General features: G+C 43.0%; 8 protein-coding genes. 6 read left to right on the top strand and 2 right to left on the bottom strand.

What is annotated here, in order from left to right:
* Nucleotides 1-94: 94 nt before the first annotated feature.
* The 3 genes from DIU38_RS33665 to DIU38_RS31025 all read left to right on the top strand — a co-directional run bounded on the left by DIU38_RS33665 (nucleotide 95) and on the right by DIU38_RS31025 (nucleotide 1,786).
* Nucleotides 95-385, top strand: a complete 291-nt coding sequence (locus DIU38_RS33665) for a hypothetical protein (RefSeq protein WP_208809207.1) — start codon at nucleotides 95-97, stop codon at nucleotides 383-385.
* Between the two features lie 77 nt (nucleotides 386-462).
* The gene (locus DIU38_RS33660) at nucleotides 463-846 is read left to right on the top strand and encodes a hypothetical protein (RefSeq protein ID WP_208809206.1); all 384 of its coding nucleotides are present in this window, start codon (nucleotides 463-465) and stop codon (nucleotides 844-846) included.
* A 163-nt stretch (nucleotides 847-1,009) separates the two neighbouring features.
* Nucleotides 1,010-1,786 (top strand): CHAD domain-containing protein, encoded by a 777-nt coding sequence (locus DIU38_RS31025; protein ID WP_167516320.1) that lies wholly within the window; start codon nucleotides 1,010-1,012, stop codon nucleotides 1,784-1,786.
* Nucleotides 1,787-1,965: 179 nt separating this feature from the next.
* Here DIU38_RS31025 and DIU38_RS31020 read toward each other — a convergent pair whose 3' ends face one another.
* Both DIU38_RS31020 and DIU38_RS31015 read right to left on the bottom strand, forming a co-directional pair.
* A complete protein-coding gene (locus tag DIU38_RS31020) occupies nucleotides 1,966-3,975 on the bottom strand; it encodes a PAS domain S-box protein (RefSeq protein ID WP_112653963.1) in 2,010 nt (669 codons plus the stop codon).
* Between the two features lie 213 nt (nucleotides 3,976-4,188).
* Nucleotides 4,189-6,975: a hybrid sensor histidine kinase/response regulator transcription factor gene (locus tag DIU38_RS31015; RefSeq protein ID WP_243770613.1), complete on the bottom strand. Its 2,787-nt coding sequence runs from the start codon at nucleotides 6,973-6,975 to the stop codon at nucleotides 4,189-4,191.
* Nucleotides 6,976-7,331: 356 nt separating this feature from the next.
* Here DIU38_RS31015 and DIU38_RS31010 point away from each other — a divergent pair, with 356 nt between their 5' ends.
* From DIU38_RS31010 to DIU38_RS31000, 3 genes are read left to right on the top strand one after another with little or no spacing between them, the layout of a single operon-like run.
* Nucleotides 7,332-8,657, top strand: a complete 1,326-nt coding sequence (locus DIU38_RS31010) for a sugar porter family MFS transporter (RefSeq protein ID WP_112653964.1) — start codon at nucleotides 7,332-7,334, stop codon at nucleotides 8,655-8,657.
* A 12-nt stretch (nucleotides 8,658-8,669) separates the two neighbouring features.
* Nucleotides 8,670-9,581 carry a carbohydrate kinase family protein gene (locus DIU38_RS31005; protein ID WP_112653965.1) on the top strand — a complete coding sequence of 304 codons (912 nt, stop codon included), beginning with the start codon at nucleotides 8,670-8,672 and terminating at the stop codon, nucleotides 9,579-9,581.
* A 29-nt stretch (nucleotides 9,582-9,610) separates the two neighbouring features.
* Nucleotides 9,611-12,751 carry a SusC/RagA family TonB-linked outer membrane protein gene (locus DIU38_RS31000; RefSeq protein ID WP_112653966.1) on the top strand — a complete coding sequence of 1,047 codons (3,141 nt, stop codon included), beginning with the start codon at nucleotides 9,611-9,613 and terminating at the stop codon, nucleotides 12,749-12,751.
* Nucleotides 12,752-12,757: the final 6 nt, after the last annotated feature.

Here is a 12,757-nt window from a genome sequence, read left to right as displayed (position 1 = left end):
CGCTAAGGGGATTTTTTGCTTCTTGCAAATATCAATCTATTTTCATTAACTTTGTATTTCAAAGTACTTTTATAAACATAAATTGCAGGTAATCATGCGCGTTTCTACCACACTCGATCAATTGCACTCTTTGGCAAAAGGAAATAAATGGATGCAGCTTTTTGCTACTTTTAACAGGATAATGCTGGCGGCCGGTTTTTTTATTGCCGGTAGTGTTAAAATTATGGGTGAGCGGTTCGCCAGTGGTTTATCGTCCAACCAACCAATGGGCCATTATTTAGAAGCGTTGCACCATACAGGTTATTATTACACTTTTATTGGCATTTTGCAGGTGGCAGCCGCTATCCTGTTATTGATTCCCCGTACCCGACTCCTGGGGCGTTAATCTATTTTCCTATTATACTGAACATCTGCATACTGGCCTATGCCGTCAGGTTTGAAGGCACCCGCATCACCACCTTAATGGCATTTGCCAACTTATATTTGCTGGGGTGGGATTATGACCGTTTAAAATTCATTTTGCCATTCAAGCAAAAAAACAGCTATACAACGCAACCTGAAATACGGAGTAACAAGTTTCCGCTCGTGTTTTTTGGAGGCGTTTTTGCAACAATAGCCGCGGTAATAGTAATTAACCAGTTTATATATGATATCCGTCCGGGCAATTCATTAATGGAATGCAATAATGGATGTACCGGAAATGCCAAGCCGGAAGCTTGTAAGGTTTTTTGCGACTGTGTACATAACCTGGGTAAACCAATGGACAGTTGCCTGGCCCAATATGATAAAGTTCCGGTTAAAACTATCCAGCCATCGGGCACAGGCAATCCAAAACATAGCAGGTGAGCAATGATTGTTATTCTATCATTGCCTCACCAAGCATCCCATGCTGTTGTACGGCCGGTGATTTGTATGTAATAATATTGGATTAATTAGATCGCTTTTTAGCATCAAATTTGTCGCTTTAGCGTATTTTTGAATATGTGGCATCCTTTTTATGCCGCCGGCTATGAAAAAGAAGACGGAAAAGAAGTATATAATTAAGACATGGCGAAACATGAAACGCCATCTCCGCTCTTTTGTCAAAAACGGCGAACAGGAAGATTTGCATCGTTTTCGCACCGGGGTAAAAAAACTACGGGCGCTTTTGATCTTGGGAGACAGCGCGGCAAAGGATGCTGTGCTGGAGAAACGCTTCAAACCTGTTCGTAAGATATTTAAGCAGGCCGGCGAAATCAGGAATGCCTATATAAACCAGGAATTGGGCAAAGCAGTTGGTGAAAACACCGATTTTATCCGGGAGCAAGAGCAAATCATGAAAATCACCACCCGGGCATTTAACACCGATAAGGATCAGCACCGGGCTTGGCTCCGAAAAACACGCCGCAAACTGCTGAAGCAGATCAGGCCGATCAGTAAACATCACCTCTCCCTATATTACAGGCAACGACTGGAAATTATTGCTACAGCCTTAAGCCGCCCCCGTTTTAATGAGGAATTGCATACCTGCCGTAAACAACTGAAGGTACTTCTTTATAATTACCCCCTGGCTGGCCCGGAACTGGACCTCACTTTTAATGAACCTTATCTTGACCTGGTGCAGGCAGCCATCGGCGACTGGCATGACAATGAACTGGCCATCGCACTTCTTTCAACCACGGCGAATACCCGGAACAGCAAAGAGACACTCAAAGGACTAAAGAAGCAGGCCACCGTGCTTAAAAGACAACTCACCACACTCACCCGGAATTTCCGCGAACAGGCAAGTCCACCGGCCGCAATTTAACTATAGCGTAAAGATGTAAAAAAGTACAAATTCGAATTACCCTATTATAGGATACCTATAAAAATCGGGCTGTTGACATATACAAATGGCTTAAGAAATCGGTGTTGTATGTTAACATTTGCCTGCTGGCATATATTGAGTGCAAAGCCTGATGCCTTAATTGATGGAAAAGCACAACTTCAGACCCTCTCTTCTTCTTTTTTTCGGAGATGGCTATTAACGCTGTTTCGTTTTTTTAGCGGTAACACGAAGAAAAAAGTCGATCCCATTCGGGCCTCACTTTCTACCCAAATGCGGCCCCCATGCCGTTCAATAATCTCTTTGGTAATATATAACCCCAAGCCCAGGCCAGTAATGCTACTGTTTACATCTTTTGCACGATAAAACTGGCTGAATATGTGGCTGATATTTTCCTCATTGATGCCTATACCGTAATCTTTAACAGATACCTGAATTTCCGTTTCTGACCTTTTTGCTGATACTTCAATTCTATCAGATTCCGGCGAATATTTGATCGCGTTGGTGACCAAATTGGTTAGTACCTGATCCAGCCTCATTTTATCCCCTTCTAAAATCATTTCTCCACTTTCTTCGAAATAAATTTCATGTGATGTGTATGCTTCCCGGATAGCTTCAAGGTTTTCTTTGATAAGCCCCGTAAAATCAAATTCTTCAAAATAAAACTGCAATTTTCCCGATTGTATTTTTGAGATATCAAACAAGTCATTGATCAGGGCATTCAGCTTTTTTAACTGGGTTATAGCTTTTGCAACAAAAGGCCGGTTTACATCAATTACCTTTCGTTCCAGCAGTTGTAAAAAACCGCTCATAGAAGTGAGAGGGGTTCGCAATTCATGGGAAGCCAAAGCGATAAACTCATCTTTTTTCTGACTCAGCTCCTTTACTTCTGTAAACAGCCTGGAATTATCGAGTGCCACTGCCGCCTGGGAAGCCAGGCTAACCACGATGTCTTCATGCTCCTGCAGGAAAACCCCAGCTTCCGGGTGACCAAAGAATAAGCCACCAACAACATTGCCTGAACTGCTTATAACCGGCACGGCCAGGTAGCTTACCACCGGCAGATGCCCCTCGGGCATTCCAAAATACGGCGCATTTTGTCCATACCTGGGGTCTTTCGTTATATCATCTACCCTTAGTACGCCTTCAACGCTAAATGTGTGATGGAAAACTGCCGTATTCCGGGGCATTCCGAAATTTTCAAATGCCTCTTTTGGTGCGCCCGACAAAGAGTACAACATATAGGCTTCGCCGTCCTGATTGATGGTATTATAAAAAAATACGCCAAAAGTGGCACCGGTAATTTGTGTAGTGGCATCCGTTACTTTTTGCAGGATAGATTCGGTATCAAGTTTCTCCGAAATGGCTTTCCCTATAGTATTCAGGATCTTCAATTTTTCCGCCTGGTGTCGGATAGCCGTTTCGGCTTTTTTTGCGGCTGTAATATCCCTGGCGATCTTTGATGCACCAATAATGGTTCCATGCCGGTCCTTTACCGGTGAAACTGTAAGAGATATATCAATGGCGCTTCCATTTTTGTGCAGCCTAACTGTTTGAAAATGATCAACTTTATTACCGTTCCTGATGTTTTCAATGATGATATCCTCTTCGGACAGCCTGTCACGAGGAATGAGAATAGATATATGTTTACCGATAGTCTCTCTTTCCTGGTAACCAAAAATCTTTTCGGCACCACCGTTCCAGGTAGTGATGATCCCGTTAAGGGTTTTGCTAATAATGGCATCATCAGAATTTTCAACAATTGCAGCCAGCATGCCCCGTTTCTCTTCTGTATCTCTTTCGTCAGTCACATCACGCATAATGTGTGATGCTCCAATAACCTCCCCCTCTTCATTTTTTATTGGGGAAATGGTAAGTGATACCGGAAAATCGACATGTAGTTTGTCGTTGCGGACAGTATATAAGTGGTTTACTCTTTCACCTGACCATACACGTTCAAGAATAGCCAGTTGTTCCTGACGGACGCTTTCGGGGATCAGGCCAAGGATGTTCTGCCCTAACAACACCGGGGCCGGGCATCTAAACATTTTTTCAGCAGCCGTATTGCAATTTAAAATAATATAGTCAAGATCATGGCTCAATACCGCATCTTCCATTCCTTCAAAAATGGCGGTTAGTGTGAAGAGGTCAGGTAATAAGTTATTCTTCATGAAAAGCTACCTTCTTTTTGCGCTGCCTGTAAATATCTGTCTTATGTAGATGTGTGGTTATACATCTTATTAAATCATTGAAAACTCAACAGGCCGTTTCGATGCAGAATTAACAGGGATCGGCAAAAAAGGTTTTAATAACTGTGTATGCGGCGTTATCTTGTTATACAATAGCTAACGTTTATTCCTTCGTTAATGATCAGAAAATAAAACCTATGAATGCTGTTGCTTGCGTTTGTATTCACTTGGCGTACAGCCATATTTTGCTTTAAAAACCGTGGAGAAATAGTTTGGCGTAGAGAAACCCACCATATAGGTTATTTCGGATATCGGATACCCTTCATTCATTAACAAATATTTCGCTTTTTTTAGCCGGCGGTTTAATATGTAATCAGAGATGCTGCAGCCAAGCAACGCTTTAACCTTTCGGTAAAGCTGGATCCTTGAAACACCTATCAGTTTACATATTTCATCAACGCTAAAGTTTTCATTCGCTAAATTCTGTTCTACAATACCCGCAAAATCATTCAGGAATTTTTTGTCAAGGGCTTTTGATACAGGTACAGTTGATTTACTTACATCGCTGGTAAAATGTTCTTTAAGTGTTGCCCGGCTTTTGATCAAATTCTTCACGGTCGCGAGTAAATAATCAAAATTAAATGGCTTAACAATGTAGGCATCGGCCATGCAAGTAATCCCATCTATCTGTTGTTCAACACTGCCTTGTGCCGTTAAAAGAATAATAGGGATGTGCGAGGTACGTACATCAGTTTTTAGTTTTACTGTTAACGTTTTGCCAGACATCCCCGGCAGCACCACATCAGATATGATCAGGTCTGGAACACGCTCAAAGGTTTCATTTAATCCGCTTGTGCCATTATCCGCTGTAAATATCTCATAAGTAGTTCCCAATTTTTCACATAGGTAGTTCAGCAGGTCCTTATTATCTTCGATGATCAATATGGATTGCTCCCTTGGAGTGCCGAATATTTGCCCTTCATCCGTTAATGTAACAGGTGCAGCCAGGTCTGTAACATAAATTTTTGCCCGCTCTTCAAGATCTGTTTGTTTTGTGTTTATATGCTCATGCAAAGTTTGGCCAAAATGACCATTTCCTAACAGCAGGTTAATGGTAAAAGTTGTCCCTTCCCATTTTTTACTCCTAACTTCGATACTGCCATGATGCAGGGACACGATTTCTTTTGACAGTGCAAGCCCTAATCCGGATCCTCCTGAAGAGCTGTTTTCGGCCTGGTAAAACTGCTCAAAGACATGGGTGGTGTCCTGCGGCTCCATACCTATCCCGTTATCCTGGATGGCAATATCAACGGAGTTATCATCTCTGTTTTTGAAACTTACCTGGATACGGCCATTGTCGCTGGTGAACTTCAGCGCATTAGCTATGATATTAAAAAACACCTTATCTAACAGGTTAACATCATACCAAACAATTATCTGTTGCTCATCGCTTACCAGGCTCAGGCTGATATTGCGTTTCTGTGCATTTTCCTGAAAGCTGGTGATGATCTCCCGGGCAAACTCAACAATATTATTGGGCGATACATTGATCTGTTGTTTATCATATTCTATTTTACGGTACTCGATCAATTGGTTAACCAGGCGTAGCAAACGGTATACGTTTTTATGGATCAGTTTCAGGCTTTTCCCTGCAACCAGGTTTAGCTTTTCATTACTCATCATATCTTCTACTGGCGAGAGGATAAGTGTGAGCGGCGTACGGAATTCGTGAGAAATATTAGTGAAAAATTGCAATTTAGCCTCCGTAGCTACTTCAGCCTTTGCCGACATCTCGATCAGCTGGTTACGCTGTTGCAGAATTTCATTATTTTTTGCCTCCAGGCTTTTGTTGATCTTCCGGTTTTCCATGAGCCAGTAAAATGCAAGACCGCCAAAAACAATAGCTAACACCAGCGACATTACAATTACATTTAAAACCAATTGCTGGCTGTTGTACACCTCACGCTGCTCAGTCAATAATGTTCGTTGCCGTTCAATATCTTTCTGCTGACTGCTGATCTTGCTCCATTGCATTTTCATTAACTGTACATTGGCAGAGTCAATAACAACCGACTGTAGCAGGTTTTCCCTGGCAAACGACTCTTTATTCAGGATCCTGAAAGCGGTCATAATTGCTTCTTTACCCCCCGTAGGATATAGCATACTGGCATTGATAGTTTTTGAAGCAACCATTTGCAAGCCACCTCCATGCCCGGGCAAGGCATCAACGCCCAACACTTTGGTGCCATGAATTTTAAATTTGTCAAGCACCTCTCTGGTCCCGAGGGCCATTACGTCGTTATGTGCAAATATTACATCTGCATTTTTTATAACAGGCGCTATCCTGGTCAATTGTTTTTTAGCGCTATCCTTTAACCAATCGCCATATATCCTGTCGGTTATATTAATGTCAGTGTATTTCCTTAAACCGTCGGAAAAGCCGCGGTCCCTCTCAATAGCCGGAGACGAGCCGGGCAGCCCCATAACTTCTACAACGTTCCCCCTTCCCTTTAAAAGGGCACCTGCATATTCACCCGCCATTTTACCTATCTGGTAATTATCCGCACCAACATAAGCTGTATATAAAGCTGATGATGTTTTACGGTCGATCACAATTACCGGGATACCTTTATTGTACGTTTGCTCCACTATCCCGGTGAGGGGCTGCGCTTCGTTGGGTGATATGATCAACAGATCGACGCCATCGTCCAGCATTTTTTTCACCTGTTCAACCTGTTTGCTGCTGTTACCGTCCGCATCGGCATAAATAAACTGGGCGTCAGGGTGTAATGAAAGTTCCATCCTCATTTCATCAAGCATCGTGCGACGCCAGAGATCAGAACCAATACATTGCGAAAACCCTATCGTATACTGTGATGTTTTATCAGCCCGCTTACAACCGGCAGCAATAAGCATCATAAAACCGATCAGTAGGATACCGGTCCTTATGTTTTTTGCATGCCACTTATTAAGCAAGGTCATAAGCTCAGATTATTTGGAAGAAAAAGGTAATAAAACAGGGTTAATTATTGGTTTATTTTTTCCCTTTTAGGATTAAACAAAGTAAAGATATCTATAAACGTTCCTGAAAAACAAATTTATAGGGCCGGGCAACCTACCTCACAACCGGAGTGATGTAACCAAATTGAAAGTAACAGGTAACATAAACGAATATTTCAATTTCAAATTTCGCATTTTTTATTTTATCTAACTGAAAACCAATAAGATAAAACAAGATTGTTTTTTATACTTTATTGATACAAAATCAATAACCCTCACATGGCCCATTACCCTACTTTGGCCTCAATAAATCCAATATAACACCTTTTATAATTATTATGAGAAAACACTCCGTCCTGGCCTGGTCCATGGTCGTGGCCCTTGGTGGCTTCCTTTTCGGGTTTGATACTGCCGTAATATCGGGCGCTGAAAAATCTATCCAGCAATTCTGGCACCTATCCGTAGTGGAGCATGGGTTCACGATTTCTATCGCACTAATAGGAACAGTCATCGGGTCATTGTTAGGAGCCCGGCCTTCAGATCTGTTTGGCCGTAAAAACACGCTTTATTTTGTAGCTGCGGCATATTTACTATCATCATTGGGCACTGCACTGGCCGATAGCTGGTATGCATTTCTGGTTTTCAGACTGCTGGGCGGTCTTGGTGTTGGTATCTCATCGGTTACCGCGCCTATCTATATTTCAGAAGTTTCACCTGCTGACCGCCGGGGCAGGCTGGTGGGCCTGTTTCAGTTTAATGTGGTGCTTGGCATTCTGATATCATATCTGTCCAACTACCTTATCAGCCAGGTTGGCGAAACTTCATGGCGATGGATGCTTGGCGTACAGGCTTTCCCTTCGGCTCTGTTTTTAATACTGATCTACTTTATACCTGAAAGCCCGCGCTGGCTTATTCTTAAAAAGGGCGAAATGGAAAAGGCCCTCGGGATCTTACGGATCATTAATCCGCTTAACTGTGAACAGGAGCTGGCATCTATCAAACACTCAACTTTAAATGATACTGCTTCCGGCGGCAACCTCTTCTCGGGTCAATATAAAACACCTATAATATTAGCTGTGCTGTTCGCCTTTTTCAACCAGGTTTCGGGTATCAATGCTATCATTTATTACGCGCCGCGCATATTTGAAATGGCCGGATTGGGCGCCCATTCATCATTACTATCAACAGTTGGCCTTGGGGCAATCAACTTTATATTCACCCTTGCCGCCATTAATATTATTGATAAAGTAGGGCGCCGGATCCTAATGCTTATTGGTTCGGTTGGCCTTATCATTTCCCTGTTCCTGGTTGCCTACACCTTTTATTCCGGAAACATGAGCGGCTTTGCCATACCTGCATATATGATGCTATTCATTGCATTCTTTGCGTTTTCGCAGGGTGCCGTTATCTGGGTATTTATCTCGGAGATATTCCCAAACCAGGTACGTGCAAAAGGCCAGACACTGGGCAGCTCAACCCATTGGATCATGGCGGCATTGATCGCTTTCTCCTTTCCATATTTCGCCGAAAAGCTTGGCGGAACAATAACATTTTCCTTTTTCGGCACCATGATGATATGCCAGCTAATTTTTGTGTGGAGGTTGATGCCCGAAACAAAAGGCAGATCGCTGGAGCAAATTGAAACTAATATGGTAATGCATTAATCAGGATCTGCAATGATGAACTTACATACAAATACCTTAACACCGGCCATTTGCTACGGCGAAATACTTTGGGATGTTTTGCCGGATGGCCCGCAGCCCGGCGGGGCATTGCTGAATGTATCGTACCACCTTAATAAACTGGGTATGCCCGCCAGCCTGGTAAGTAAAATTGGTAATGATGCCGATGGCCAAAAGCTTGAAAACCTGCTCGATAACTGGGGCATAAAAAAGCACCTGCTGCAAACTGACACCGAACACCCAACCAGCCAGGTAATCGCCAAAATGAATAATGGCAACGAGGTATCCTACGAGATTATTTTTCCTGTAGCCTGGGACTTTATTAATGACAGCGAGCATATTAAAACACAGATCAGGCCGTCAACCTATTTCGTTTTCGGCAGCCTTGCGTCAAGGAACAACGTATCGCGTAATACCTTGTTTGAGCTGCTGGAAAGCGATGCTATCAAAGTATTCGACATTAATTTGAGACCGCCCTTTATAAGCCGTGACCTGCTGGCCGATCTGCTGCACAAAGCCAACATCGTAAAATTTAACCAGGCCGAGCTTGAGATGGTGCAGGGCCTGTTCAGAGGTTCGTTCTGGAAAGAATCGGAACAGATCAAATTTATCCAGGATCATTTTAACATACCCGAAATCATAGTTACCAAAGGCGAGTTTGGCGCTTCCTATTACAAAGAAGAAAAAGCTTATCACATTGCCGGGCGCGAGGTAAAAGTAAGCGATACCATAGGCAGCGGCGATTCCTTTTTAGCGGCATTCATAGCCAACCATTACCGTGGCGAATCACCAGAAATTTTATTAAAAAATGCAATAGCGATGGGCGGCTTCATTGCAACGAAGAAAGGAGGTTGTCCGGATTATAAAATCAAAGAATACCAAGACTTTATAAACAAGATGTTTTAATCAAACCAATTACTCTTAAACAAAAATCAATGAGAAAATTATTACTTATTTGTTCCTTTCTTATACTGCTCATAAGTGAAGGATATGCGCAATCCCGTACCATTACCGGGACTGTGTTAGATAACTCCTCGAAACCTATAGATGGAGTTACTATAGTGGTTGTTGAAACCCAAAAATCAACACTATCAGATGCAAACGGAAAGTTTAGCATCAATGTAAAAAATGGTCAATCAGTGCGGTTTTCTTATGTAGGCGCCAAACCAATACTGGTTACTATCACTGCGGATACCAAAACACTTGACGTAGTATTTAAAGACGCGGAAAACAAGCTGAATGAAGTAGTTGTAACCGGTTACACTTCTGAAAGAAAGAAGGATTTAACAGGCGCAGTTGCGGTTGTTGATTTGGCACCGGTAAAAAACAATAGTTCGGGAAATACCATGCAGGCCTTACAGGGGCGTGTTGCCGGTTTATATATTGAAAAAGATGGCTCGGCAAATGGAGCAACCAGCAGGATCCTGATCAGGGGCGCCAATACTTTGGGCAACAATAACCCGCTGTATATTATTGATGGAATCCCAACCACCAGGCCGGAAGTATTTCAAAACCTGTCGCCTTCAAATATTGCATCAGTTCAGGTATTAAAAGATGCCTCATCCGAATCAATTTATGGTTCACGCGCATCTAACGGCGTTGTCATCGTTACAACAAAAAACGGTGGCAACACCGAGGGCAAGGTACAGTTTCAGTTCAATAACAGTACTTCAATCCAGTCCGAAAAATCGTTACGGTTTAAAATGCTGAACTCGGTAGACAGAGGCAGGGCCTTGTGGCAAGCTTCAGTTAACGACGGGCAGGACCCCGCCGCGGGTTATGGAGAGATCTATAACTTTGATTGGAATAATAATTTCAGTAACCCTGTTTTAAACAGCGTTACGCCTAAACCGTTTGTAGGCGGCGACCCCAACACGCCCGCCGGCGATACCGACTGGCAAAGTGTATTATATAAAACAGCCTTTGTCTACAATAATGATTTCACGGCTTCGGTAGGCAACAAAAACTCTTCTATCCAAATAAATTTTGGAAACATCAAAAACACCGGCCTTGTGCGCTTTACCAAATACGGCCGTACCACCGGTAGCATTAATGCCATAACGCGGCCTTTTGATGGCAAAGTTACCTTCGGCGTCAATATAAAAATCACCAACTCAAACGAAACTCTTACCACAACAGACCTGGGTGGCGCTACTACTCCATTCCTGGCGGTTACGCTGGCACCAACCATCCCGGTATATCAAAAAGATGGTGTAACCTATGCCGGCGAATCAGGGGCTGGCTACTCAGACAGGAACAACCCATTGCACATGCAGGACCTCGCGAAATGGAATAACGCCAACAGGTTAAACACTTTTGGTAACGTATTTTTAGAGGTACAACCAATTAAGAATTTATTTTTCAGATCAAATTATGGTGCCGATAATGCAGACTACCTGAGCAAGGTAATCACGCCAACTTTTTCGGAGGGTGCATTAAACCGCACTACCAACAGCTTATTTTTTGATCAGAATCACTACCTGAGCACCACGCTTTCTAACACTTTGAGGTACAGCTATGATTTGAATAGCCAGCATCATTTTAAAATATTAGTTGGTACAGAGTATATTAAAACCTTTACTGATTTTCAAACTACCCTGAAACAAGGATACGCCATCCAAACAGAAGATTACTTTACCTTAGATGCCGGCACAGGAAATACTATTGTTACCGGCAGATCAACAGGTAACAGTTTATTTTCGCAGTTTGGCCGCTTTGATTACAATTATGCAGGCAAATATTTAGTATCGGCTACCGTTCGTCGTGACGGTTCATCAAGGTTCGGTGCCAATAATCAATACGGTATTTTCCCGTCCGCTTCAGTCGGTTGGAAAATAGACCAGGAAAATTTCATGAAAAACGGCACCCTTTTTTCTGAACTGAAATTAAGGGCAGGCATAGGCCGGGTAGGTAACCAGGAAATCGGCGACCTGTCGCGTTACGCGCTTTACAATACACGCTATGGCACTACCCAAAACCAACTTACACCCGGCTTTTGGGAACAATATATGAATGTGGGCACTGCATATTCATTATCCGGCGCCAATACAGGATCACTGCCATCGGGCTTCGTTCAAACCCAGGCAGAAAACCCTGCTCTTAAATGGGAAACAACCGACGAATTGAATACCGGGTTGGACTTTGCTATATTAAACGGTAAGATCTCCGTTTCATTCGATTATTTTACCAGAAAAACCACCGGCATCCTGATTACGCCTCCCGTTGCATCGGCACTGGGCGAAGGACAATCTAAAACTGTTAACGGTGCATCAAAAACCAATAGAGGCTGGGAGTTTTTAGTAACCTATCATGGCCAACGGTCAGGAGATTTTAATTACAATGTAACTTTAAACTTCTCTCATTTCAGGGATAAGATCACCGATTTACCAGAGAACGTTAGACCAGCCTACCCGGGCAATATAGATAATACCATCATAGGGCATTCACAGTTTGATATATTTGGTTATAAAACCAATGGCCTTTTCCAATCGCAGGCCGAAGTTGATGCTGCCCCAACGCAAATCGGCGCCGGGCCGGGCAGGATCCGTTACGTTGATATCAATCACGACGGAAAAATTGACGCCAACGATCAAACATGGATAGGCACTACACTACCAGCTTTAGAGTACGGCGCAAGAATTGATCTCACCTATAAAAAATTCGACCTATCCATATTCGGATCAGGTGTTGCCGGCCGAAAGGGGTTTGACGTATATACTCTGTTTAACAATTTGATGCATAGCCGGGAAAATGTAGGCCCGGGTGTATTTGATGGCTGGACACCGCAGCATACCAACACCAACGTACCGGCATTAACACTAAAAGACAATAACAACGAAGGCCGTACTTCCGATTACTTCATTGTAAACACCTCCTATTTTAAATTAAGGAACCTTCAACTTGGATATACCATTTTACCTAAAGCTGTATTTACCAGGCTAAGGGCGTTTGCCATGGCCGAAAACATATTTACTGTAAAAAGCAGTAAGTACCTAAGCCCTGATCCAGAGCGGATTGACCTCAACCCTATCCCAATTCCGCGGATCTTCAGTTTTGGCGTCAATGCATCCTTTTAACAATAA

It is taken from the genome of Mucilaginibacter metallidurans (genome assembly GCF_003286435.2).
Taxonomy (GTDB): domain Bacteria; phylum Bacteroidota; class Bacteroidia; order Sphingobacteriales; family Sphingobacteriaceae; genus Mucilaginibacter; species Mucilaginibacter gossypii.
This window is presented reverse-complemented; position numbering and strand designations above follow the sequence as displayed.